The following is a 23,522-nucleotide window of genomic DNA, read 5'->3' as shown; positions in this document are numbered from 1 at the left end:
GGGACATCACCTCGCAAAGAGCGCGGGTTAGCGCTGTTTAGTGTCAACGTTATCTAGTAACTCGGCGCTGCGCTTGTTGGGCGAACGTATGAACGCGAGAATAATCAGGCCGAACAGCGCACTGAGTACCGCTGTGCCCTCGCGCCCCATGCCGGCGGCAACGCCGATGGCGGCGGTCATCCAGACACTGGCGGCCGTCGTCAAACCCTTGACGTCGTTGTTATCGCGCTGCTTGAGAATGGCGCCAGCCCCAAGGAAGCCGATACCGGCCGTAACCCCTTGCAACACACGGGACAGGTCCTGGACCGACATCCCGGCCTGTAACGGAATCAGCACGAACAGCGCCGAGCCGACCGACACCAGCATGTGGGTGCGCAGGCCGGCCGAAGCGCCCTTCGTTTCGCGCTCGTAACCGAGCAGGCCACCCAGGACGGACGCCACCAGCAGACGCACGACGAGCACCGTCACATCCTCAGCGTCACCCAGATCGGAAAATTCACGTTGAATCGTCTGCAAGCTTTCTGTCCACCACACGCGCATGCCCTCCATCCTTGATCACATTGTTCAAGGAAATGATGCCATCCATGCAAGAAGGGTGTCGCCACGCTCGCCTGTTGGGGCTGTGTTTGATGCGAGAGAATGCGATGGCAAGGTGGCGAGGTGGCAAGGCGGCAGCCGGTGATGCAAGCCAGCTCCCTCGCCGCGCCCGGTATCACCAGCCAGCCGCGACGCGCTAGAACCAGCTCTCGCGCACGACGATCACGTCATCGACCTGGACAATATCGCTAGTGCGCGCGTCCAGCGAGACTGATTGCCCACCGGCATCCCTGCGCGTGATGCGGATGCCGTTGCTGCTGCCGCGCGGACTCAGGCCACCGCCCGCCGACAATGCCTGCTGCACCGTCATGCCGCGTTCGAGCCGGAATGGCCCCGGGCGACTGACCTCACCGGTGATATACGCGCGCGGCGCCCGTTCGACGAAGATGATGTCGCCGCCGGCCACCTCCACGTCCCTGTCGAGTTCGCCCTTGCGCACCATGTCGACCACATCGATGGTCTCGCGCAGGGTCTTGCCGTCGCGGGTGCGCACCAGGCTGATCATGTCGCCGCCATCGCTGTGAATGCCGCCTGCCAGCGCCAGCATGTCGAGTACGCGGCGGCGGCCTTCCACCGGATAGCGGCCGGGCCGGTTCACCTGGCCGAGCACTGAAATCTGCTGGCTCGCCATGGTCGTCACCAGCATGTTGACCTGCGCATGCTTGAGATAGCCGCTCTTCTCGAGCAGGGCTGCGATGGTGTTTTCGGCCGTCGCCACCGGCATGCCGCCCACGGCCACCTGCCCCAGCATCGGAAACGTCAGATGCCCGCTTTCGCTGACACGGGTTTCAAGGGACAGGTCGGGACTGCCGTACACCGACAGCTTGACCACGTCGCCCGGCCCCAGCAGCACGTCGGCCGCGCCGGCCGTGACAATACCCATGCCGAGCATCACCGCCAGGCCAGCGATCCATATGACGACACGCTTCATGATGCCTCCATCCGCATTGGTGATCGTTGCACGGTGTTTGTGCCTGGCCGGGACCGCTGCCCCCGTCCCATAAAAATCTGCCTGACATGTCATTCGACGCGCCTGCAACCCATCGGTTCCGTCAAAAGCGGCTGCGTTGACTGAGCTGGCGCAAGCGCAATCGATGCGCGTCATTCGCGCGACAACACATGGCCGTCAGGGCGCCGGTCAGAACAGCAGGTTGGCAGTCACCTCCACCACGTTGGCATCGAACTGGCCGGTACCAGGCCGCGCCGCTGCGCTGCGTGCCTGGTGGGCAAACCCAGCGACGACCTTCACCTTTGGCCTGACCTGCCACACCGCGCGCACGCTGGCCGAGCGGAGCGCGTCGCGCAGCGCATCGGCGCCGGTGAAGTCGCCCCGCCCCGTGGAGCGACGCCGCTCGTAGAGCGCGCTGGCCTCGACTGCCACCCTGGTGCTGGCGGCCCAGTTGACGCCGATGCTGGCGCCCTGGTTCAACGTGTAGCTCACCAACGGGCTTTCGACCGGTGCGAAGTCGCGCCACACACCCGCCTGATAGCTGACCGGGCCGCGCGGCGTGAAGACCACATCGACGCGGCCGTTCACGCCGCTGGTGGCGCCCGCGCCGTACGACGGCTGTTCGCGCCGCACATACCCGGCCAGGCCCTGCACCGTGGTCGAGCCCGTGGCAAGCCAGTGCACGAGCAGCTTGAGTTCGTCCTGGGTGAAATCGTCGTTCAGGCCCGTGGCGATGGACGGACGCCGGAACGGATAGCGGCCCTTGATGCGGCGCGCGACCAGGCCCAGCGCGCTGCCGCCCCTCGGCTGGTACAGCAGCTCGGTTTCCAACGTGGTTTCGGTACGGTTGTTGAAGCGCTGGATCGCCAGGTCGTAACTTGCCTTGTCGCGCACGGCACCAACGCGCACTTTCCAGCTCGGGTGCAAGGTCCAGCCGGCATCGGCTTCCTGGCGGCGCTGCTGGCGCAGGTTGCGCTGGTCGCTGTTGAAGTCGGTGTACGGCGCCAGCGTCTCGAGATACAGCCCCGCGAGATGGCCTGCAAACTGGTCGCCGAGTTCCCAGAACCACGTGGCTTGCAGGTTGCGTCCGGTGTAGTCGAGTTGCCTGAAACGATCAAACGCGGTCTTCGACACCTTGGCCGTGGCCGCAAGGCGCTGGCGGCTGATCTGTTTGTCGAGCACCACACCCGCTTCCAGCGTGCGGTAGCTGTCGCTGCGCCCGTTGCCGAATGCGGACACGCCATCGGCCTGGCGCAACAGATTGTCGTCGTGGGCCCAGCCGATACCAGCCAGCAGTTGCAGGCTTTCAGCTGGCGCCGTGGACGCCGCACCTGCGGGAAAACACCAGAAGGCGCCGGCGCAGAGCGCGACCGGCGAAAGGCGATGCAACGCTGAAGGGGCTGGCATGGTCGTCGTCTTCCACGGGTCGTGCTACCGGAGAAATCACCAGAATTGCCAGCCCCCTGTGTAGACGACCCAGACGCCCAGCAACCCATTCGTGACAGCGTGGGCCAGGATGGGCGACCACAGGTTGCGGTGCCTCATATACAACACGCCATAGGCCACGCCGGCCACAATACCGGCCAGCCACAGCGTGTGTTCAAAGCCGAACAGCACGCATGGGATCACAAACGCCTTGAAGCCGATACGCGCCGGATCAACGAGTCTGAAGTTGGCGTGTTCAACCCACCGCATCAGGAACGAGCGCCAGAACAATTCTTCCATGACGGGCACGACCAGCGCCGCGCCAGCGATCCGCAGCGTCACCAGCAGCCAGTCGATCTCGCCACCGGTGCGCGGATCGTAGCCGGGCGAGCTGCCGAGCGTCATCCAGGGCAGCGTCAGATTGACCCACAACACCAGCACGATGACGCCAACGACCATGGCAACGAGCGTGTGCGAGAGTCGCAGGCCGAACCGGTGCAGCTCGTCGTACTGGCGCCAGAACACAGCGAGCAGCGCCAGCACGGCGCCGGCCTGCACCGGATACAGCCAGCGCAGGTCGGCGCGGCTCATGCCCATGCGTTCGAGCAGGTCGCCAATCACCATGAACAGGATATAAGTGCCGAATGGCAGGATCCGCGCCCAGGCGGCGCGGGTCAGGAAGGGTTCGTCGGCCGCCGGGGTCGCAGTCCCGACGCCGGGGCCGGCTGGCCGGGCGCTGCGCGATTCGTCGTTGTCAATCATGAAAAGTCGCCCTGCCCGGTCATTGCCCGCCCCTTGTTGATTACACGCCGCGCGAGCGCGCTTCGATCGTTTCCCAGCGCTCGAGTGCGTCGAGCAGCAAGTCTTCGATTTCGGCAAAGCGCGCATTGATGCGCTTGGCGTCGGCCGGGTTCTGCTTGTAGAAGTCGGGGCCATTGAGCTGCGCCGTGATGGCCGACTGTTCGTCTTCCAGCGTCGCGATCAGCTTCGGCAATTCTTCCAGTTCGCGTTGCTCCTTGTAGCTCAGCTTGACCTTCTTGGCGGCCGGGGCTGCCGTGTCGTCCGCTTTCGGGGCGCTGGTCTTGACCGGCGCCTGGGCCACCGGCGCTGCCGCCTTGACGCGTTCCCAGTCGGTATAACCACCGACGAATTCGCGCCACTTGCCGGCGCCTTCGGCCACGATCACTTGCGTGACGACGTTGTCGAGGAAGGTGCGGTCGTGGCTGACCAGGAACACGGTGCCCGTGTATTCCTCGAGCAGTTCTTCGAGCAGCTCGAGCGTGTCGATGTCCAGATCGTTGGTCGGCTCATCGAGCACGAGGCAATTGGCCGGCTTGGCGAACAGGCGCGCCAGCAGCAGGCGGTTGCGCTCGCCACCCGAGAGCGACTTGACCGGCGAACGCGCGCGTTCCGGCGAGAACAGGAAATCGTTCAGGTAGGTCATCACGTGACGGCGCTGGCCATTGATCTCGACCCAGTCGCTGCCCGGTGCAATGGTGTCGGCCAGGCTGGCTTCTTCATTGAGCTGGGTGCGCATCTGGTCGAAGTACGCAACATTCAGCTTGGTGCCCAGACGGACCTTGCCGCTGTCGGCCGTTTCTTCGCCCAGGATAATCTTGAGCAGCGTCGTCTTGCCGGCGCCGTTCGGTCCGATCAGGCCAACCTTGTCGCCACGCATCAGCGTGCCGGTGAAGTTGTCGACGATGACCTTGTCGCCATACATCTTCGAGATGTTCTCGAGATCGGCAACGATCTTGCCCGACCGTTCGCCCGTGGCGACGTCGAGCTTGATCTGACCCTGCTGGTCGCGGCGCACCGCGCGCTGCGAACGCAGTGCTTCCAGGCGGCGCACGCGGCCTTCGTCGCGGGTACGGCGTGCCTGCACGCCCTTGCGTATCCACACTTCTTCTTGCGCCAAAAACTTGTCGAACTTGGCGTTTTCGACTTCTTCATTGGCCAGCAGTTCTTGCTTGCGCGCCTGATAGGTCGTGAAGTTGCCAGGGAACGACAGTAGACGGCCGCGGTCGAGTTCAATGATGCGGGTGGCAACGTTGTCCAGGAAACTACGATCGTGGGTAATGAACAGGACCGAACCGCGGAATTCGCGCAGCAGGCTTTCGAGCCACTTGATCGACGTGAAGTCCAGGTGGTTGGTCGGCTCATCGAGCAGCAGGACGTCCGGCGCCGACACCAGCGCCACGGCCAGCGCGACGCGCTTTTGCATACCGCCCGAGAGCGTGCCCATCAGCGCGTCGCCCGACAGGTTCAGGCGATCGAGCGTGGTCTCGACCTTGTGCGCCAGATTCCAGCCGTCGTTCGCATCGAGCTTGGTCTGGATCACATGCATGCGCTCCATTAGCGCGTCGTCGTCGCCCTGGCCGAACTTGCCGGTCAGTTCTTCGTATTCGGTCAGCATCGCCTGCTGGTCGCCCATGCCGCCGGCAACCACAGCAAACACCGTCATGCTCAGGTCGAACACCGGTTCTTGTTCAACATAGGCGATGGTCACGCCCTGCTGCATGACCAGCAAGCCATCGTCCAGGCGCGAACGGCCCGAGATGACTTTCAGGAGCGAGGATTTGCCGGTGCCGTTGCGGCCGATGAGGCCGACGCGTTCGCCGGTCTCGAGGGAAAAATCAGCGTGGTCGAGCAGCGGCACATGGCCGAAAGCAAGTTGAGCGGAACTAATGGAGATGACAGCCATGATCGGTATGCGTTTCGTCGCGCGAAGAAAATAAGGCGCGGGGGGAAAAGGTGCGTTGATTGAATAAGGGGCACATTGTACCGACTGCCGGGCATGAACCTGCATTTCTATTTCGATCCCGGCTATAATTGCAACCGGTTCACGGTACCAGCCCGCCCTGCGGGGCCTGCCCGCCGGACTGCAGGCTTGCCCTGCTTCGCGCCGTCAGCACCTGGCGGCGCGGGCGTCCTCCCCGTAGCACAATGGATAGTGCACATGCCTCCTAAGCGTGGGATACTGGTTCGATTCCAGTCGGGGGGACCAGCTACACCCCGTCATCCACCCGCAAACTGCGCTTCATGGTCGACAACAACGCGATCATCGTCGCCTTGTCGTCCGCCGCCACATCGGCCAGCATTTCCTCGATCCAGCGCTCATGCACGGCCGCCATCTCGTCGAACGCCGCGCGCCCTGCTGACGTCAGCTTGACGGCCGACGCGCGCCGGTCGTTCACATCCTGCACCCGCACCACGAGCTGCTCGCGTTCGAGCTGATCGGTGATCCCTGTGATATTGCCCCCTGTGACCATCATGCGCTTGGACAGTTCCCCCATGCGCAGGCCGTCCGGATGGCGCTGGAGCTGCGCCATCAGGTCAAAGCGCGGCAGCGTGATGTCGAACGTCGTGCGCAGGCGGCTGCGGATTTCGTTTTCGATACGCGTGGTGCACGACAGCATGCGCAGCCACAGGCGCAGCGATTGGTGATGTTCGTCCGTCAGGCGGCTTTCCATGTCCAGCTCGGCTGCCCCGCCCATCGCTGGGTCTTCTTCACGTCCATCCACTTCCTGCATGCTGTCCTCAATCTGCGTTCGTGCGTAATTTAAAGCGTTGTAGTTTACCGGTTTCGGTGCGAGGCAGTTTTTCCTTGAACAAAATGGCCCTGGGGTACTTGTACGGCGCGATCTGCGTCTTCACGAATTCCTGCAATTCGCATGCCAGCTCGTGCGACCCCGCCCGCCCTGCGCGCAGCACGACGTGGGCCTCGACCACCTGGCCGCGTTCGGGGTCGAGCCGCCCCACGACGGCGCACTCGGCCACCGCCGGATGGTGCAGCAGCGCTTCTTCCACTTCGGCGCCAGCGATGTTGTAGCCGGCCGAGATGATCATGTCGTCGGTGCGCGAGCGGTAGTAGAAATAGCCGTCGGCGTCCATTTCGTAGGCGTCGCCGGTGATGTTCCAGCCACCCTGCACGTAATCACCCTGGCGCTCGTCGTCCAGGTAGCGGCAGCCGGTGGGGCCTTTCACGGCCAGGCGCCCGATCACGCCCGGCCCGACGGGCATGCCGTCGGCATCGAGGATGCACGCCTGGTAGCCCGGCACCGGCTTGCCGGTCGCACCCGGCCGGATGGCCGCGCCCGCGCTGGCAATAAAAATGTGCAGCAGTTCGGTCGCGCCGATACCGTCGATCATCGCCAGCCCGGTCGCCGCCTGCCAGGCCGCCCGCGTGGCCAGCGGCAGCGGCTCGCCGGCCGACACGCTGGCGCGCAGGCTGGTCAGGTCGAAACGGTCCGCCTGCGCTACCATCAGGCGATAAAAGGTCGGCGCCGTGAAGCACACGGTGGCGCGGTAGTCGGCGATGGCCGCCAGCAGCGCCTCGGGGCTCAGGCGTTCGAGCAGCACACCCGCGCCGCCGACGCGCAGCGGAAACAGCAGCAGGCCGCCCAGCCCGAACGTGAACGCCAGCGGCGGCGTGCCGATGAAGATATCGTCCGCGCGCGCACCGAGCGTGTGACGCGGGAAGCAGTCGCAGATGGCCAGCACGTCGCGATGAAAGTGCATGGTCCCTTTCGGGATGCCGGTGGTGCCGGACGTGAAGCTGATCAGGCAGACGTCGTCGCGCGCGGTGTCGGCAGCGACGAACGGGGCGTCGTGGCGCGCCATGCGTTCTTCCAGCGCGCCGGGTACATCGGGCGCCGGCGCGCCGAACACCAGTACCGGCACGCGCAGGCCCAGTGCATCGATGGCATCCACCAGGCCATCGGCGCACAGCACCGCATTGATGCGCGCCTTGTCGGCAATGGCGCCCAGCTCGCGTGCGCGCAGCAGCGGCATGGTCGGCAGCACGACACAGCCGGCCTTGATCACGCCCAGAATGCAGGCCGCCATCATCGGGCAGTTCGCGCCGCGCACCAGCACGCGGCTGCCGGTAGGCAGCCCAAGATCGTGGCACAGCACGTGGGCGATGCGGTCGACCTGGGCCAGCAACTGGGCGTAGCTCAAGCATTCGCGCGTGCCGATCAGCGCCGTGCGCGCTCCCCAGCCGCGCGTGATGGCGTCATCGAGCAGCGCGCTCGCGCAGTTCAGGCGCTCAGGGTATTGCAGCTCGGGCAGGTCGAACAGGAAGTCGGGCCAGGTGTCGGGGGGCGGCAAGTGCGCACGCGCGAAGCCATCGGTGTGGCCGGACGGGGACAACGCGGCACTGGTGACGTCGTTCATGGCGTGATCCCCGGCTGACAACGAAGCAGCCGACCGGCAGCGCTAGTCAGGCCACACCCGCGGGATAGGGTAAGTCCAAAGCACACCGGCAGCGAGGAGATCTGGCAGGCCGTCATGCCATCGGCATCATGCACGCGCAGCGCGTTCGATCTGGCGCATCACTGCCACCTGCGCCTCCATCAGGCCGGCCGCCAGCGGCGCCCGCCCGAGCGCTGCAGCAGCGCCGTGCAGGCCGAGCATGCTGCAGCCGGCGCGCAGGCGCGCAAGCTGTTCGACGCCCTCGGCGCCTTCGGCCAGGCCGCCCTGCGCCGCCTGCAACTGGCGCGCCAGGCCATCCAGATACAAGCGCAGGCGATCAAGGTCGATGTCAAGCCGGCGCGCCACCGCGTCCGGCGCCTCATCGTTCGCATCGTTCGCCTCGGTTGGCGCAAACAGGCGCTCGAACTGGGCGCGCACATCCTCGTGGCGAAATGGTTTGACGATGTAGCCACTGGCGCCGGCCAGCGCCGCTTCGTCCATCGTGGCGCTGTCGGAGGCCGCCGAGACCAGCACAAACGGCAGGGCCGCCAGCAGCGGGGTCTGGCGCACGCGCTGCAGCAGTTCGATCCCGGACAGATGCGGCATGCGCAGATCGCAGAACACGATGTCGGGCTGCAGGCCACCCGCCAACTGGCGCCAGGCATCGGCGCCGTCTTCGGCTTCGACGATCGCATGGCTGCCGCAGCTGTCCACCAGATGCATCAGCATCATGCGCGCCACCACATCGTCGTCGACCACCAGCACGTTCATCACGTCTCCACCAGATTCCTCAGGAACTTCATTATAAGCAGGTGTCAGGACGGTTCCCCGGTTTCGAAGGTATCGAGGATCGCAGCCAGCAGCGGCAAGCCGGCGCGCAGGCGCCCGGCATCATGACCGTCGGCGGCCACTTCCAGTTCGCTGCACAGTGCTTCCAGTGCCGGCTCGGCCAGATAAGTAGCGCTGCCGCGCAGCCCATGCAGGATCCGGCCTGCGGTCTCGAAGTCGTCGACTGCCAGCGCGGCGTCCAGTTCGGCGCGCCGGCGCGGCAGGTCGTTGCAGAATGCAGCGCGCAGGCGCAGCCGCAGGTGGTCACTCCGCGCGGCAGGCGGCGCCGCTGGCGCCTCCACACCGAACAGCGCATCGAGGGCGGCCGGCGTAGGTGCCACCGACACAGGCGCAGTCGGCACAGGTGCGGCCGGCACAGGTGCGCCCGGCACAGGCGCAACTGGTGCCATGGCAACCACCGGCCCATACGCCAGCAGTGGCAGCGGGAACCCGCGCTGCAGCTGGCGTTCGATCGCGCGCGCCAGTTGCAGGTGCAGCGCCGCTTCATCGATCGGCTTGGTCAAAAACGCATCCATGCCGCAGGCCAGGTAGCGCGCGCGATCTTCGCCGCTGGCGTTGGCGGTGAGCGCCACGATCATCACGTGCTGGTCGAGCACCGGCGCGTCGGGCGGGCCGCCGGCGCGGATCAGGCGCGTGGCGCTGGCGCCGTCCATTTCCGGCATGCGCCCGTCCATCAGCACCAGGTCGTAGCGCTTGCGGGCGCACGCCGCCACCGCTTCGATGCCGTTGCCGACGATGTCGATCGCATGGCCCATCTCCTCGACCATCAGGCGTGCGATGACCTGGTTGGTCGGGAAATCCTCCGCGCACAGGACCGTCAGCTGGTGGCTGTGCGGCGCGCGCGTCACGTGCGGGGTATGGGCAGGCGGGGCGCCGTCGCGCAGCGGCAGCAGCACGGAGAACACGCTGCCCTCGCCTTCGACACTGTTGACACCGATGGTCCCGCCCATCAGCTCGACCAGCTGGCGGCAGATCGCCAGTCCCAGGCCCGTGCCGCCGTAGCGGCGCGTCGTGGTGGTGTCGGCCTGCTCGAATTTCTGGAACAGGCGCGGCACCGCCGCAGCCGGGATGCCGATGCCCGTATCGCGCACCGTGAAGCGGATCATGTGCTGCTCGCCCGTCCCGTGCTGGTCGCTTGGCCGGCATTCGACATGGATCGTCACCCCGCCCTCCCTGGTGAACTTGAAGGCATTGCCGACCAGGTTGACCAGCACCTGGCGCACGCGGGTCGGGTCGCCCACCAGATAGCGCGGCACGTTGTCATCGACCAGCACCGAAAACGCCAGGTCCATCCCCGCCGCCTGTTCGTCGAACAGGCTGGCCACGTTGCGCATCTTGGCGTGCAGGTCGAAGTCGATCCGCTCCACCGTCAGCTTGCCGGCCTCGATCTTGGAAAAGTCGAGCAGATCATTGATGATCCCCAGCAGGGCCTGGGCGTTGGCCTGGCCGCGCACGATCTGCTCGCGCGTGCTCTCGCGCAGCGCCAGGTCGCGCAGCGCGAAGCCCAGCATGCCGATCACGCCGGCCAGCGGCGTGCGCATCTCGTGACTCATATTGGCCAGAAACTCGGACTTCTGGCGCGTCGCATCCTCGGCGCGCTCCTTGGCCTGACGCAGCACTTCCTCGTTGTCCTGCAAGGCGCGGTAGGCAAGCGCCAGCTCGTTGCTCTGGTGGCGGCCGCGCCGCTCCTGCTCGCGCAGCTCCTGCGTCTGGTGCTCGAGCATGCGGTTCTGCTGCTCGACCTGCTCGGTGCGCGCGCTGACCTGATGCTCGAGGCGCTCTTTCTGGTGGCGCAGGCTCGCGAAGCGCATCCGCATGCCGATGTAGATCGCGCCGCAGATCAGGATAATCATGCCGATCCGGAACCACGCGGTGCCCCACGGCGGCGGCTCGATCGTGATCGCCAGTGCGGCCACGTCTTCGCTCCAGACATCATCCTTGTTGGCCGCGCGTACCCGGAACACATACGTGCCCGGATCGAGATTGGTGTAGGTGGCAAAGCGCTTGTCGGCACCTGCATTGACCCAGCCCGCATCGAATCCGTCGAGGCGGTAGGCGAAACGGTTGCGCTCGGGCGCAGCGAAATGCAGCGCAGCGAATTCGACCGTGATCACGGCGGCGTCGGATGGCAGCGTGATGCTGCTGGCATGCTCGATCGGCCCCGGCAACAGGCCCGGGAAGACCTGCTCGACCGGCTGGTTGAACACCTGCAGCCCGGTGATCGTCGGGCGTGGCGGAATGCGGTTGTCGTGGACCGCGCGCGGATCGAACGCGGTCAGGCCATTGAAGCCACCGAAATACAGCGTGCCATCGGTTGTCCGGAGCGCCGCCGTGTCGAAGAACGCGCCTTCGCTGATGCCGTCGGCCGCCGTGTAGCTGCGCCAGCGCCCGCTGGCCGGATCGAAGCTCGAGATACCGCTCGACGTGCTGGCCCAGATGCGCCCGTCCGCATCTTCCAGGATGGCCGATACGGCATCGTCGACCAGGCCATCACGGGTCGAGTAGCGCGTGAAGCTCAGCGCGCCATCCGGCCCGGTGGTCATGCGGTTCAGGCCCACGCCGGTGCCGATCCAGATATCGCCGCGGCTGTCTTCGAACAGCGACTGCACTTCGTTGTGGCTGATGCTGTTCGGGTCGAACGGATCGTGGCGGAAATGGCGGAAGCGCCCGCTGGCGCGGTCCAGCAGCTCCAGCCCCGACAACGTGCCGACCCAGAAACGCCCGCGGCGGTCTTCCAGCAGCGGCCGCACCGAGTCATCCGTCAGGCTGGCCGAGCGCGCCGGATCATGGCGCAGACTCGTCAGCGCGCGCGTGCCGGCCGCCATCCGGTGCATGCCACCACGGGTACCGATCCAGATGACATCATCGCGATCGACCAGCATCGAACGCACCTGGTTGGCGTCGGCGTCGCCCGGCAGCACCTGGCGCCGGAAGCGCCGGGTCGCCGGATCGAAGCTCGTGATCCCCGAGCGGCTGCCGATCCACAGCAGGCCGGCGCGATCGCGCACGATCGCCGCCGCCGGCACGTCGATCAGGCTGTTGGGATTGTCCTTCTGGTGCCGGTACACGTCGGCCTTGCCGGTCGCCGGATCGAACCGGTGCAGCGCGGTGGCCGAGCCAATCCACAAATGGTCGCCGTCCTGCAGCAGCGCGCGGATTTTGTTGTCGGCCAGCGAATGGGGGTCATCGGAGCGGCCGACGATGCGGGCGAAGCCGCCCCCGCCCAGGTCCACGCGCGAGACGCCGCCATACCAGGTACCGGCCCAGAACGTACCCACATTGTCGCGGTACAGCGCCGAGACGAAATTGTCGCCCAGGCTGTAGCGATCGGCGATTGCATGGCGAAAGACGTCGAAGCGGTCGCGCTGTGCACGCCAGCGGTACATGCCGTCGTCGTGCGTGCCCACCCACACCGTGCCGTCGGCATCCTGGTGCAGGGTGGTGATCCATTCGTTGCCGACGCCGTCGCCGGCCCCGAAGCGGCGCAGCGCGCCCTTGCCCGGCCCGCCCGCACCATGGCGTTCGAGTCCGCCGTAGCGGCCCACCCACAGCCGCTGCTGGCTGTCGACCAGCAATGCATGCACCGGGAGCGCACGCTCCGGCAGGTCCGACGCATGGTGCTCGATGCGCCGGCGGTCCGCGCTCAAGCTGTCCAGGCCTGCCGCACTGCCAATCCACAGGCGCCCGTCGCCGCCCAGCGCCAGCGCCTGGATACCGTCGTCGCGCAGCGTACGCGGGTCGCCCTGAACATGGTGCCAGACCGTGAACTTGCCGGTGTCGATGTCGAAGTGCTGGAGGCCGTCGGCGGTGCCGATCCACAGGCCGTCCTGGCCATCGCTGATCATCGTCTTGATCTGGCGGTTGCCGGTGCCGCGCCGAGCCGGTTCGTTCGGCGCATGCAGCGTGAAGCTGCGGGTGGCCGGGTCGTAGCGATTCAGGCCGCCATCGGTGCCAAGCCACATGGTCCCGTGGCGGTCGAGCAGCATCGCGCGCACCCAGTTGCTCGCCAGGCTGCGCGGATTGCCGATCTCGCTGCGGTAATTGACGAACCGGTAACCGTCGTAGCGCGACAGGCCGGACTGGGTGCCGAACCACATGAAGCCATCTGCATCCTGCAGGATCGACAGCACCGATTCCTGCGCCAGACCGTGCTGCACCGACAGGTGCTCGAAGCGCAAGGTGGGCTCGGGCGCCGCCGCGCGCACGGGCGCTGCGCACAGCGTGGTCAGCGCCAGCAGCGCCAGGAGCAGGAACGCGCGCAGCATCGTCACGCCGTGAAAAAGGCCGGCACGTCGCCGCGCCGTGCGGCGTGCAGAATCCCGCCCTGGCAGGCAGCGCGTGCGCCTTGCCATGTCACGCTCGGTCCGGTTTTCTGTTTGTTCTCCACGCCAGAAGGTTAGCAAATTCTGCTTGTCTTGAGGCAAATATGGGATAGAAATGGCAAGAATTTGTCACAGATTGTCGCTTGTGTGCCCCAGTCGCACTGGATCGCTGCCACCCGACGCTTGGTCTTGCGAAACGCCAACATCGTGATGCTTGTACCGGCCGAAAATCCGTCTTCCATCTAACCTTGGAGTACGTATGGCAGGCACCATGACTCGGCATGGCACGCTGTTTCACGAGCTCGCCAATGTCTCTTCGCCCATCCTTATCGCTGGAATCTGGCGCAGCACAGAATCGTGCAGGCATCGATATGCCAGTTGATATTGAAAAGTACACGACGCATCTGCGGAACAATGCGAAAAGATACGGCCAGGGGATGTGTGCCAAATATGTCCGTCTGGCTCTGGCTGCTGGTGGCGCGCCCACGAACGGAAGGCACCCCGGCCATGCAAAGGATTGGGGTCCCGTGCTGCTGCGCCTTGGTTTCCATCGGCTAACCGTTGAAAATTCTGACATCTTTATCCCGATGAAAGGCGACGTGGTTGTTATCCAGCCCCATTCGGCTGAGAGTCCTTCGGGACACATCGCTGCATACGATGGAAAAATCTGGATCTCGGATTTCAAGCAGCGCGACTTCTGGGCGGGTCGAACTTACCGCATCAAGACGCCACCTGATGCGTTCTACCGTCCTTAAGCAACTCATCGCCGTCGCATTGTTCAGCAGCACGAGCGGTATTCTATTTGCACAGTCGCTGCCACGAATCCTTCACGACCCGCTCCTTGAACTGGGTTATGAACAGGCAAAGATACGTTTCGAGCCGCTAACATTGCAGGCCATCGCCGGGTGCGACACGTTATCTGACAATGAATACAGTGTCGGTGTACATTTCGTCTTCGCCAAAGCAAGCGACAACGCGGGCCGAATCTTTTATCTGCTACATGGGTACGAAATCCGGAACAACCCCGAGCCTCCTCATTTCCCCAAGTATTCGACTGGTGGCCATGGATTGATCGTGATGGTCCGGGGTCCGGAATGCCTGATCATCGATAACGATGCCAGAGAAACATTCAGGAGTCCGGTTTTCAATGACGAATATCCCCAGGATATACACCAGAGGCTGGCAATCGACTTCGCCGCTCGGCTTTCCTCGGCTTTCGGCGGCAAAGAGAAGCTTCGGGCGCAAATCCTGAAGCAGCGCGTGGATCTCGACACGCTGCCCGACGAGCTTCGCCATACATTCAGGGACTTGCGCCTGCCGAAATAGAGATCGCCAACTTGCCGGCGCTGGCGCGCGTGTCCATGCCCGTCAAATGCTCGATCAGACCCAGAATCAACGAATAGCGAGGCTGCTGCCATGTCGTCCAACACGATCAAGCCATTTGTTTGCGCCATCCTGTTCAGTACTTTGAGCGGATTGCTGTGCGCCCAACCCTTGCCACGCATTCTGCAAGATCCCGTCCTTCGCCTGCGGTATGAACCCGCCACAATCCATTTCGCGCCCTTCCCGTCAACATTACGCAAGGAGTGCCCGGCGCTGGACGAGGGAGGAAATCCACATCGCACCTTCTTCATTTTTGCCAGCGCCAGCGACGCCTCCGGCCGGGTCTACTACCTGCTCAACAGCTCTGAGGTTCGGCACCGCGTCGACGATATGCACTTCCCACGCAATATCACCGATGAATATGCGCCGATCATCATGCTGCAACATCAAGCGTGCGTCATCATCGATCACGAAGGCCCCTACCGACTGGCCGATGACGACTTCACCGAGGAATACTCGCGCGACATTCAGCAGCGTCTCATGATCGACTATGCGAACCGGCTTGTTGCTGCCTATGGCGGCAAGGACAAGCTCCGGCTCGAACTCCTGAATCAATACGTCGATGTGACTACGCTGCCGGAAGCGCTTCGCTACGCATTCGGAACTCTGTGTCTCACAAAATAAAAAGCCGGCACATTCAAGCCGGCTTTTTCTCGAGCGCTACCTTAATCGCCCCTGGCAACACCTTCCCGGCGCGGATCGGCGCCGCCAAACCACATCGGCACGCCTTTTACCATCACACGCTCGATGCCGTGCAGGCCCGACGTCTGCTCGCTGACCCGGATCGCGTGGCCCCGCGCGCGCAGCACGTCGAGCGTGGCGTCGGGGAAGCGACCCCGCTCCAGTTCGGTCGGACCGTTGCGGCTGCCGAAGTTCGGCAACGCGATCGCCTGCTGCACGTTCAGGTCCCAGTCGAGCGTGCCCACCAGCACCTTGGCCACGTAATTGATGATGGCCGGGCCGCCGGGCGAGCCGATGGCGAGCACCAGCTTGCCGCTGGCGCGGTCGAACACGATCGTGGGCGACATCGCACTGCGCGGGCGCTTGTTGGCTTCGACGCGGTTGGCCACCGGGCCGTCGGCGTCGCGCGCGCTGAACGAGAAGTCGGTCAGCTGGTTATTCAGCATGAAGCCATCGACCATCTGGCGCGAACCAAACGCATCTTCGATCGTCGTCGTCATGGCCAGGCCGGCGCCATTGCCATCGACCACCGACATGTGCGACGTCGACGGCGTCTCGATCGCGTTATCGGTGCCCCACGCAACCTCCATCCCCGGCGGCGTGCCGGCCTTGGCCTCGCCCATCGAACGTGCGCCCACCATGCCGGCGCGCGCCGTCAGGTAGCCCTTGTCGATCAGGCTCGGGATGCCACGGCCCGGCAGCGGCACGAAGTCGGCGTCGGCGGCGTAGCGGTTGCGGTCGGCGTAGGCCAGGCGCCCTACCTCCGAAAACACGTGCACGGCGTCTGCGCCCGGCACGCCGTCCTTCGGCGCGAGCGCCTTCATGTCGAAGGTCTCGAACATGCCCAGCATCTGGGCCACGGCGATCCCGCCCGACGATGGTGGCGGCATGCCGCACACGGTGTAGGCGCGGTAGTCGCTGCAGACAGGCGTGCGGACCTTCGGGCGATAGTCGGCGATGTCCTTGGCTGTCAGCAGCCCCGGATTGGTCGGGTGCGCGGCCACCTTGGCCGCGATGTCGCGCGCGAAGCGCCCCGTGTAGAACACGTCGGCGCCGCCGGCAGCGATCTCGCGCAGCGTGGCAGCCAGCGCCGGGTTCTTCAGCACATGGCCAACCGGCCACGGCTTGCCGGCAGCATCATAAAAATAGGCGGCGGCAACCGGGTCCTTGATCAGGAACGTCTCGCCAGCGAGCATCTTGTGCATGCGCGGGCTGACCTTGAAGCCTTGCTCCGACAAGCGGATTGCCGGGGCGAACAGCACCTTCCACGGCAGCTTGCCGTGCTGGCGGTGCGCCAGTTCGAGCATGCGCAGCACGCCCGGCGCGCCGACCGAGCGCCCGCCGACCACGCCTTCGGTGCGCGACAGCGGCGTGCCGTCAGGCCGTTCGAACAGGTGCTCGTCGGCCTTGCTTGGCGCGGTTTCGCGGCCGTCGAACGCCTGCGTCTGCTTGCCGTCATAGTGGACCATGAAGGCGCCGCCGCCGATGCCGGACGATTGCGGCTCGACCAGCGTCAGCACCAGTTGCGTGGCAATGGCCGCATCGATCGCGGCCCCGCCCTGGCGCAGGATCTGGTAGCCGGCCTCGACCGCCAGCGGGTTGGCGGCGGTGACCATGTACTTCTTGGCCTGCCAGCCATTTTTCTCGGTGTAGCCGGTCGCCGCTTCGGGCGCGGCCTGCAGTGAATCCTGGGCCCACAGGGGCGTGGTCGTCGCGCCGGCCAGTGCCAGAGCGAGCGCAAGCTTGCTGAGTGTGTTCAAACGGTTCTCCAAAATAGCAAACGGGCGCGAGACCATAGGCCAGGCGCCCGGCATCGAAGACATGCTACAGCATCTTCGAAATGCTTTCAGGACACGTCCCTGAAGAACTACTTTGGCTGCATGCGGATCGCGCCATCCAGGCGGATCGTCTCGCCGTTGAGCATCACGTTTTCGATGATGGCGCGGGCCAGGTGGGCGAACTCGGTCGGCAGGCCCAGGCGCGGCGGGAACGGCACCATCTTGCCCAGCGAATCACGGACTTCCTGCGGCATGTTCATCAGCATTGGCGTCTCGAAAATGCCCGGTGCGATCGTCATCACGCGGATGCCGTTGCGCGACAGGTCGCGTGCCATCGGCAGCGTCAGGCCGGCCACGGCCGCCTTGGACGACGCGTAGGCCGCCTGCCCCATCTGGCCATCGAACGCAGCAACCGATGCGGTGTTAATGATGATGCCGCGCTCGCCGTGTTCGGCCGGCTCGGTCTTGCCCATGGCCTCGGCGGCCAGGCGCGCCATATTGAAGGTGCCGACCAGATTGATGTTCACGGCGCGCTGGAACACGTCCAGCGGGTGCGCGCCATCCTTGCCGACGGTCTTGACGGCCGGCGCGACGCCGGCGCAGTTGACCAGGCCGCGCAGCACGCCCAGCTCAACGGCCGCATCGACGACGGCCTGGGCGTCGGCTTCCTGGGTGACGTCACAGCGAACGAACTGGCCTTTCAGCTCGTCGGCCAGCGCCTGCCCTGCCTCGGCCTGGACGTCGGCGATGACGACGGTCGCGCCATTGGCGGCGAGCATGCGCGCGGTGGCGGCGCCAAGGCCGGACGCACCGCCGGTGACGATGAAGACGTTATCCTGGATGTGCATGGTTGTCCCTAGTAAAAGTTCTTGTACCAGTATTTTGCCCGGCTTTAACGTTTACGTAAACGTAAAGTCGGCGATTGGCGAACTTTCGGGACGACGGGCGGTCTTAGTTCAGAAGCACTGCACCGTGGTGCCACTGCGGTTGCACAGGCGTCCGGCGCTGTTCACGCTCGAGCTCCCGACCGCGCCGGCGGTGGTCGCGCCGGTGGCGTCAGTGCACGTGGCGCCGATGCATGGGCTAACCTGGCTGGTCGTTGGCACGACCGGGGTCGGCGCGCTGGTGGCCGGGGCGACCACCGTCGGTGCATTCGGCGACGCGAGGCGCGCTGCACTGTCAATCTGCTGCTGGACCGAGCGGCGTGCAACTGGCTGCACGCCCTGCTCCTGCTGCGTCTTCGGCGACGGTGTCGGCTGCGGGCGCACGTTCTGCGGCGCCGGGTGCGTTGCCGGGTCGATGTCCTTCAGGCGCGATGGTTCCTGGCGGCCGGTGGCTTTTTCTTCCTGGGTTTTTGGCTGCATGTCGATCGGTGCGGCCGGGGTCGAGGTTTGCTGGCCGTCAAGGGATGGCCGGTATGTCTCGCCCGTGGCGGGCTGCCCCTGTGTGGCGCCTGTCGTCTGGGCACTGGCGCTGGCAGCGGCAAAGGCCAGCAGCATGGCGCGGATGGCGTTGTTCTTGTTCATGAAAAGACCTCTCAGGGTTGTAGACAGATAACTTATTATCGTCTTGCCAACCCGTACACGGCGCACGGGAAACAATTGCTCACAATTGTACGGCGTAATGACGGTCGCAGGCCCCAAATGCATCGATCCCGCGCGGGCGGGACCAGCGCGGGATCGATGGGGTAGTACCGGAAGAACGATTTATTCGGCCAGCGCCGCAAACGCATTGTCACGCACTTGCTCGACCGGGCCAACGCCCGTGATGCGGCGGTATTTCGGCGCGCCTGGCAGGCCCGACTCGGCCCACTTGCCGTAGTAACCGAGCAGCACCTTGGTCTGGTTGTGGTACACCTCAAGGCGCTTCGAGACGGTTTCCGCCTTGTCGTCGTCGCGCTGGATCAGCGGCTCGCCCGTGATATCGTCGATATCGGCGACTTTTGGCGGGTTAAACTTGACGTGGTACACGCGGCCCGACGCAGCGTGCGAGCGGCGGCCGGTCATGCGTTCCAGGATCATGTCGTCCGGAACATCGATCTCGAGCACGTAATCGATGTTCACGCCGCTGTCCTTCATCGCTTCGGCTTGGGCGATGGTGCGCGGGAAGCCGTCGAACAGATAGCCGTTCTGGCAGTCCGCGTCCTTCAGGCGCTCTTTAACCAGGCCGATGATGATGTCGTCCGACACGAGTTGGCCGGCATCCATCACTTTTTTGGCGGCCAGGCCCAGTTCAGTCCCGGCCTTGATCGCGGCGCGCAGCATGTCGCCGGTCGAGATTTGGGGGATGCCGAACTTTTCTTTGATGAAATTGGCCTGGGTGCCCTTGCCGGCACCGGGTGCTCCTAACAGAATGAGACGCATGAGTTTCCTGAGATTCTAGAAAATAGAGAAAAGTAAAATGGCGGATAGGGTGATCTTTTTGATATGGCGCAGACTTCGTTGAGACGGAAGTTACCACAAAAGTTGGCGTAAAAGCCAGTCGCAAGCCGTTGCAGCGAGGATATTTGATCCTGCGCAGATGGCTTTGCTATCCCCTTGTGGCTTGCGTCAAGACGTGTAGTGCAGACGCACCCGGGCCAGATCGTCGGGCGTATCGACGCCCGCTGGCGGTGCGCTGTCCGTGATGTGCACGGCGATCGGGACACCGTGCCACAGCACACGCAACTGCTCCAGAGCCTCGATCGACTCGAGCGGCGACACCGCCATGGCGGGATAGGCCTGCAGGAACGCATTGCTGTAGGCATACAGGCCGATGTGGCGCAGCGGCGCGTAGCCGGCAGGCAATGACTCGAGCGTCTGGGCGAACGCGTCGCGGTGCCAGGGAATTGTGGCGCGCGAGAAATACAGTGCGCGGCCGTTCTTGTCGAGCACGACCTTGACGACGTTCGGGTTGAACACGTCGGCCGCATCCAGGATCGGATGCGCGCAGGTGGCCATCGGCACGTCGGCGCTGATCCGGGCGGCGCAGGCCGCCAGCAGGCGCGGGTCGATCAATGGTTCGTCGCCCTGCAGGTTGACGACGACGTCATCGGGTGCCAGGCCCAGCACGTGCGCCACTTCGGCAATCCGGTCGGTGCCGGACGGGTGATCGGCGCGCGTGATCACGGCGCTTACGCCATGTTCAAAGCAGGCGGCGGCAATGTCGGCATGGTCGGTCGCGACGATGATCCGGGTCGCGCCCGATTCACGGGCACGCTCGGCCACGCGCACCACCATCGGCTTGCCGCCCAGGTCGGCCAGCGGCTTGTTCGGCAGGCGGGTCGACGCCAGGCGCGCCGGGATGATGACGGTAAAGTTCATGCAGGCCGATCAGACAGGCTCGATCTTGCGCGCCTGGTCGGCCCACATGATCGGAATGCCGTCGCGGATCGGATAGGCGAGACGGTCGGCGCGGCAGGTCAGTTCCTGCGCCTTCTTGTCGAGTTCAAGCGGACCCTTGCACAACGGGCAGACCAGGATATCAAACAGGCGAGCGTCCACGACATTTCTCCACGATTTGTTCAGCCAGCGCAGGGTCGAGCTGCGCCGTCACAGGCACGACCCACAAGCGCAGATCGTCCTTCAGATGTTCAAGTTGCCGACATTTTACTGCATCCTTCTCCGTGATCAGGATGATCTCGGCGTCCAGGGCGGCGAACGGGTCGTCCAGGAAATCATGATGGTCCGGCAATGCCAGTTCGCCAGGGGCGAGGCCAGCCGCGCGCAGCATCGCGAAGAAGCGCCCCGGATTGCCGATGCCGGCTGCGGCGACGAGGCGTTTGGCGCGCAGATCGGCCAGCGGCACGCGTGCGCCACCGTTCAGCGGTTCGGCATACTGGCCCGACAGCAGCATGCGGTACGGGGCGCCGCCGACGGCCCGGGCCAGCGCTGGCGTAATTTCGGGGACATTGACCACGGTAAAATCACGGCGGCGCGACGGCGGCTCGCGCAGCGGCCCGGCCGGCAGCAGCCAGCCATTGCCCACGCCGCGGCCGTCGAACAGGACGATCTCGATATCGCGCGCCAGCGCATAGTGCTGCAAGCCATCGTCGGTAATGAGGACGTCGACGTCCGGATGCGCCGCCAGCAGCGCCCTGCCCGCCTCGGCGCGCTGGCGGCCGATGACGACGGGGCAGCCGGTGCGCTGGGCAATCAACAGCGGTTCGTCGCCCACAATGCGCGGATCGGCCCCTGGCGTGACGGCGCGCGGCGCGCCATCCTTGCCGGCAGCGCCACCGTGACCGCGCGAGATGATGCCCGGATGCATGCCGGCCGCGCGCAGGGCCTCGGCCAGCCAGATCGTCAGCGGCGTCTTGCCTGTGCCACCAATAAAGATGTTGCCGACAACGATGACGGGCACGGGCAACCGTGCCGATGGTTTGAGGCCGGACTGGAACAGCCGGCGGCGCACGGCGGCCAGCGCCCCGAACAGCAGCGCCACCGGCAGCAGCGCGACCGCGAGTGGTCCGCGCCGCAACCAGGCGCGCGTCAGAGTCGATTCGAAGGAAGATGCCATGCGGGAGAATGCCGGCCCGCTTGAGGCGGGCCGGTGAGGTTACTTGCCAGTGCCGGTCTGGGCAGCAAAGGTCAGCTTGTCGTAGCCGGCCACGCGCGCTGCTTCCAGCACATTGATCACCATCTGGTGCATCGCAAACTGGTCGGCGTTGACAATGACGACCGGGCTGGCCACCACCTGGCCATCGGGCGTGCGCGCCGCCGTCTTCATGTCCTGCGCCAGGCCTGCCACGCTGGTGAACGCCACGGGCGTGTTATTGACCGTGTAGTTGCCCTTGGCATCGACCGTGACATTGATCTCGAACGGCTTTTGCGCCTGCTTGTCGGCCTCGGCGGTCGGCAAGGTGATCTGCAGCTCGGTGAACTTGCTGTAGGTGGTCGAGACCATTAGGAAGATCAGGACCACGAGCAGCACGTCGATGAACGGGATCAGGTTGATCTCCGGATCTTCGCGCTTGCGGCCACGGCGAAAGTCCATCATTTGCGCGCACCATGGACGACGTCGACAAATTTCACGGCCTGCAGTTCCATGTCGACGATATAGGTGTCGACCAGGTTGCGGAAGTGACGGTAGGCGACCAGGGCCGGCATCGCGATGGCCAGGCCGAAACCGGTGTTGTACAGCGCCACCGAAATGCCGTGCGCCAGTTGGGCCGGGTTATTGCCGCCGGTCGGGGCCGAGGCGCCGAAGATTTCGATCATGCCGACCACCGTACCGAACAGACCCATCAGCGGCGCAAGGGAGGCAATGGTGCCGAGCGTGGTCAGGAAACGTTCGAGGTTCTGGGCCACACCGCGGCCGGCTTCCTCGATCGACTCCTTCATCACGTCGCGTGGTGCGTCGACGTTACGCAGTGCAGCCGCCAGCACGGTGCCCAGCGGCGAATTCTGTTCCAGCTTGTTGATGACGTCCGGCGTGGCCTTGCCCGTGTGGTGCACACGGATGACTTCGTCGAGCAGATTGCGGGGAAGAATTTTCTCGCGGCGCAGCGTGATCAGGCGTTCGACGATGAGGGCGACGGCAACGATCGACGCGAACAGCAGGAACCAGATAGGCCAGCCTGCGGCTTGAAAGATGGCGAGCAAGAGATACTCCTGAGAGGATAAAAGTCAATCCGGCAATGTAGCAAGTTGGCAGCGAAGCAGCAAGTAGAGTTCTGCACACCTTCTGTGGATAAAATTGTGCGCAACGCGCCTGAGGGCATACGAGTGTGTTGATTTCAAACGGCTTTCTGCGCCTGCGCAAGAAAATGGCAGTCTCAGGACTCGGTGCCAGTGCGCAGTGACACCATGGCTTTTTCGACAACGCCGGCGCGAACTCCTGTAGTTGCGAACACATTCTGTGGACAAAATTGTGCGCAAGCCGCCTTAACAAGTCATAAGTCATTGATTTCATAGGACTTGGTCGGCACGCCTGTTTTGGAGGCAGTATATCGACAGAATGATCGCGCCAGTGGATAGTGTAGTTCCGCACACTTATTGTGGACAAAATTGTGCGCAAGCCACCATTTATGACACTAAGCCTTTGATTTCAATCAGTATTAGCGAACCGCTTAAAATTTGAGCATATGGGCTGATTATCCAATAAAACCCACCCTGATTCGCCGCGTTACCGTGTTTATTTGGACTTCGCACCCGCTGTGCTTCGAATATTCACACTGTGCACACTTTGTGTGGATAAGAGTGTGAGGAAGCGTCAGGTTAATACGCCAAGTCCTTGATTCTATTGGAACGACGCCGTGGTGCTTTAAAATCAGGCAGCACGGTCCATGACGGTCGCGCCCACCGATATCGCAGCGCCGGTCCGCAAAACGACCCAAACAGTGCGTCATCAGGTGTGCACAGA

The 23,522-nt window shown here is 64.5% G+C and carries 21 protein-coding genes and 1 tRNA gene; 4 read left to right on the top strand and 18 right to left on the bottom strand.

The annotated features are described in order from the left end of the window. Positions 1-27 precede the first annotated feature (27 nt). The 5 genes from AC56LH_RS03750 to AC56LH_RS03730 all read right to left on the bottom strand — a co-directional run bounded on the left by AC56LH_RS03750 (position 28) and on the right by AC56LH_RS03730 (position 5,675). Positions 28-540, bottom strand: a complete 513-nt coding sequence (locus AC56LH_RS03750) for an MgtC/SapB family protein (RefSeq protein WP_499648381.1) — start codon at positions 538-540, stop codon at positions 28-30. Positions 541-733: 193 nt separating this feature from the next. After that, a complete protein-coding gene (gene epsE, locus AC56LH_RS03745; protein WP_499644156.1) occupies positions 734-1,528 on the bottom strand; it encodes a polysaccharide export protein EpsE in 795 nt (264 codons plus the stop codon). Between the two features lie 207 nt (positions 1,529-1,735). Further along, positions 1,736-2,953 carry an XrtB/PEP-CTERM-associated polysaccharide biosynthesis outer membrane protein EpsL gene (gene epsL / locus AC56LH_RS03740; protein ID WP_499644154.1) on the bottom strand — a complete coding sequence of 406 codons (1,218 nt, stop codon included), beginning with the start codon at positions 2,951-2,953 and terminating at the stop codon, positions 1,736-1,738. A gap of 36 nt (positions 2,954-2,989) precedes the next feature. Then, positions 2,990-3,733 (bottom strand): CAAX prenyl protease-related protein, encoded by a 744-nt coding sequence (locus tag AC56LH_RS03735; protein WP_499644152.1) that lies wholly within the window; start codon positions 3,731-3,733, stop codon positions 2,990-2,992. 40 nt (positions 3,734-3,773) lie between these two features. Then, on the bottom strand, positions 3,774-5,675 hold the full coding sequence (locus AC56LH_RS03730; protein WP_499644150.1) for an ATP-binding cassette domain-containing protein: 1,902 nt from the start codon (positions 5,673-5,675) through the stop codon (positions 3,774-3,776). A 228-nt stretch (positions 5,676-5,903) separates the two neighbouring features. Here AC56LH_RS03730 and AC56LH_RS03725 point away from each other — a divergent pair. After that, positions 5,904-5,978 (top strand) — tRNA-Arg (locus tag AC56LH_RS03725). Between the two features lies 1 nt (position 5,979). Here the strand turns inward: AC56LH_RS03725 and AC56LH_RS03720 are convergent. The 4 genes from AC56LH_RS03720 to AC56LH_RS03705 all read right to left on the bottom strand — a co-directional run bounded on the left by AC56LH_RS03720 (position 5,980) and on the right by AC56LH_RS03705 (position 13,281). After that, positions 5,980-6,504, bottom strand: coding sequence for a MarR family winged helix-turn-helix transcriptional regulator (locus AC56LH_RS03720; RefSeq protein ID WP_499644148.1), 525 nt, complete (start codon positions 6,502-6,504; stop codon positions 5,980-5,982). Positions 6,505-6,511: 7 nt separating this feature from the next. After that, on the bottom strand, positions 6,512-8,149 hold the full coding sequence (locus AC56LH_RS03715; protein ID WP_499644146.1) for an AMP-binding protein: 1,638 nt from the start codon (positions 8,147-8,149) through the stop codon (positions 6,512-6,514). A gap of 126 nt (positions 8,150-8,275) precedes the next feature. Further along, positions 8,276-8,938, bottom strand: a complete 663-nt coding sequence (locus tag AC56LH_RS03710; protein ID WP_499644144.1) for a response regulator — start codon at positions 8,936-8,938, stop codon at positions 8,276-8,278. Positions 8,939-8,982: 44 nt separating this feature from the next. Further along, positions 8,983-13,281 carry a hybrid sensor histidine kinase/response regulator gene (locus AC56LH_RS03705; protein WP_499644142.1) on the bottom strand — a complete coding sequence of 1,433 codons (4,299 nt, stop codon included), beginning with the start codon at positions 13,279-13,281 and terminating at the stop codon, positions 8,983-8,985. A gap of 365 nt (positions 13,282-13,646) precedes the next feature. Between AC56LH_RS03705 and AC56LH_RS03700 the strand changes: the two genes are divergently transcribed. The 3 genes from AC56LH_RS03700 (at position 13,647) to AC56LH_RS03690 (ending at position 15,345) form a co-directional block, all read left to right on the top strand. Further along, positions 13,647-14,093, top strand: coding sequence for a CHAP domain-containing protein (locus tag AC56LH_RS03700; RefSeq protein WP_499644140.1), 447 nt, complete (start codon positions 13,647-13,649; stop codon positions 14,091-14,093). Next, positions 14,074-14,664, top strand: coding sequence for a hypothetical protein (locus tag AC56LH_RS03695; protein WP_499644138.1), 591 nt, complete (start codon positions 14,074-14,076; stop codon positions 14,662-14,664). Before AC56LH_RS03700 ends, AC56LH_RS03695 begins: the two co-directional genes overlap by 20 nt. A 90-nt stretch (positions 14,665-14,754) precedes the next feature. Then, complete coding sequence (locus AC56LH_RS03690) at positions 14,755-15,345, top strand: hypothetical protein (protein ID WP_499644136.1); 591 nt, start codon at positions 14,755-14,757, stop codon at positions 15,343-15,345. 41 nt (positions 15,346-15,386) lie between these two features. On the opposite strand, the gene ggt is transcribed toward AC56LH_RS03690, so the two are convergent. The 9 genes from ggt to AC56LH_RS03645 all read right to left on the bottom strand — a co-directional run bounded on the left by ggt (position 15,387) and on the right by AC56LH_RS03645 (position 22,762). Beyond that, a complete protein-coding gene (gene ggt / locus AC56LH_RS03685; RefSeq protein ID WP_499648379.1) occupies positions 15,387-17,198 on the bottom strand; it encodes a gamma-glutamyltransferase in 1,812 nt (603 codons plus the stop codon). Positions 17,199-17,269: 71 nt separating this feature from the next. After that, positions 17,270-18,028 (bottom strand): 3-hydroxyacyl-CoA dehydrogenase, encoded by a 759-nt coding sequence (locus AC56LH_RS03680; protein WP_499644134.1) that lies wholly within the window; start codon positions 18,026-18,028, stop codon positions 17,270-17,272. A 108-nt stretch (positions 18,029-18,136) separates the two neighbouring features. Beyond that, on the bottom strand, positions 18,137-18,706 hold the full coding sequence (locus tag AC56LH_RS03675) for a hypothetical protein (protein WP_499644132.1): 570 nt from the start codon (positions 18,704-18,706) through the stop codon (positions 18,137-18,139). Positions 18,707-18,886: 180 nt separating this feature from the next. Next, positions 18,887-19,543, bottom strand: a complete 657-nt coding sequence (gene adk / locus AC56LH_RS03670; RefSeq protein WP_499644130.1) for an adenylate kinase — start codon at positions 19,541-19,543, stop codon at positions 18,887-18,889. 186 nt (positions 19,544-19,729) lie between these two features. Beyond that, complete coding sequence (gene kdsB / locus AC56LH_RS03665) at positions 19,730-20,482, bottom strand: 3-deoxy-manno-octulosonate cytidylyltransferase (protein ID WP_499644128.1); 753 nt, start codon at positions 20,480-20,482, stop codon at positions 19,730-19,732. A 9-nt stretch (positions 20,483-20,491) separates the two neighbouring features. After that, the gene (locus AC56LH_RS03660; protein ID WP_499644126.1) at positions 20,492-20,662 is read right to left on the bottom strand and encodes a Trm112 family protein; all 171 of its coding nucleotides are present in this window, start codon (positions 20,660-20,662) and stop codon (positions 20,492-20,494) included. Then, positions 20,643-21,677 carry a tetraacyldisaccharide 4'-kinase gene (gene lpxK, locus AC56LH_RS03655; RefSeq protein WP_499644124.1) on the bottom strand — a complete coding sequence of 345 codons (1,035 nt, stop codon included), beginning with the start codon at positions 21,675-21,677 and terminating at the stop codon, positions 20,643-20,645. Before lpxK ends, AC56LH_RS03660 begins: the two co-directional genes overlap by 20 nt. A gap of 39 nt (positions 21,678-21,716) precedes the next feature. Continuing rightward, positions 21,717-22,154: an ExbD/TolR family protein gene (locus AC56LH_RS03650; protein ID WP_482900191.1), complete on the bottom strand. Its 438-nt coding sequence runs from the start codon at positions 22,152-22,154 to the stop codon at positions 21,717-21,719. After that, a complete protein-coding gene (locus AC56LH_RS03645; RefSeq protein ID WP_183550160.1) occupies positions 22,154-22,762 on the bottom strand; it encodes a MotA/TolQ/ExbB proton channel family protein in 609 nt (202 codons plus the stop codon). The genes AC56LH_RS03650 and AC56LH_RS03645 overlap by 1 nt, the downstream gene beginning before the upstream one ends. Positions 22,763-23,522 lie beyond the last annotated feature (760 nt).

The organism is Telluria sp. LT1R51-2 (assembly GCF_059685775.1).
This window is presented reverse-complemented; position numbering and strand designations above follow the sequence as displayed.

Bases quoted from the DNA above. Each gene is read 5' to 3' on its own strand.
- AC56LH_RS03720 (WP_499644148.1), bottom strand. From the start codon at position 6,504: ATGCAGGAAGTGGATGGACGTGAAGAAGACCCAGCGATGGGCGGGGCA.
- AC56LH_RS03735 (WP_499644152.1), bottom strand. From the start codon at position 3,733: ATGATTGACAACGACGAATCGCGCAGCGCCCGGCCAGCCGGCCCCGGC.
- AC56LH_RS03710 (WP_499644144.1), bottom strand. From the start codon at position 8,938: ATGAACGTGCTGGTGGTCGACGACGATGTGGTGGCGCGCATGATGCTG.
- ggt (WP_499648379.1), bottom strand. From the start codon at position 17,198: ATGGTCTCGCGCCCGTTTGCTATTTTGGAGAACCGTTTGAACACACTC.
- lpxK (WP_499644124.1), bottom strand. From the start codon at position 21,677: ATGGCATCTTCCTTCGAATCGACTCTGACGCGCGCCTGGTTGCGGCGC.
- AC56LH_RS03750 (WP_499648381.1), bottom strand. From the start codon at position 540: ATGCGCGTGTGGTGGACAGAAAGCTTGCAGACGATTCAACGTGAATTT.
- AC56LH_RS03700 (WP_499644140.1), top strand. From the start codon at position 13,647: ATGTCTCTTCGCCCATCCTTATCGCTGGAATCTGGCGCAGCACAGAAT.
- AC56LH_RS03715 (WP_499644146.1), bottom strand. From the start codon at position 8,149: ATGAACGACGTCACCAGTGCCGCGTTGTCCCCGTCCGGCCACACCGAT.
- AC56LH_RS03675 (WP_499644132.1), bottom strand. From the start codon at position 18,706: ATGAACAAGAACAACGCCATCCGCGCCATGCTGCTGGCCTTTGCCGCT.
- AC56LH_RS03690 (WP_499644136.1), top strand. From the start codon at position 14,755: ATGTCGTCCAACACGATCAAGCCATTTGTTTGCGCCATCCTGTTCAGT.
- adk (WP_499644130.1), bottom strand. From the start codon at position 19,543: ATGCGTCTCATTCTGTTAGGAGCACCCGGTGCCGGCAAGGGCACCCAG.
- epsL (WP_499644154.1), bottom strand. From the start codon at position 2,953: ATGCCAGCCCCTTCAGCGTTGCATCGCCTTTCGCCGGTCGCGCTCTGC.
- kdsB (WP_499644128.1), bottom strand. From the start codon at position 20,482: ATGAACTTTACCGTCATCATCCCGGCGCGCCTGGCGTCGACCCGCCTG.
- AC56LH_RS03680 (WP_499644134.1), bottom strand. From the start codon at position 18,028: ATGCACATCCAGGATAACGTCTTCATCGTCACCGGCGGTGCGTCCGGC.
- epsE (WP_499644156.1), bottom strand. From the start codon at position 1,528: ATGAAGCGTGTCGTCATATGGATCGCTGGCCTGGCGGTGATGCTCGGC.
- AC56LH_RS03650 (WP_482900191.1), bottom strand. From the start codon at position 22,154: ATGGACTTTCGCCGTGGCCGCAAGCGCGAAGATCCGGAGATCAACCTG.
- AC56LH_RS03695 (WP_499644138.1), top strand. From the start codon at position 14,074: ATGCGTTCTACCGTCCTTAAGCAACTCATCGCCGTCGCATTGTTCAGC.
- AC56LH_RS03705 (WP_499644142.1), bottom strand. From the start codon at position 13,281: ATGCTGCGCGCGTTCCTGCTCCTGGCGCTGCTGGCGCTGACCACGCTG.
- AC56LH_RS03730 (WP_499644150.1), bottom strand. From the start codon at position 5,675: ATGGCTGTCATCTCCATTAGTTCCGCTCAACTTGCTTTCGGCCATGTG.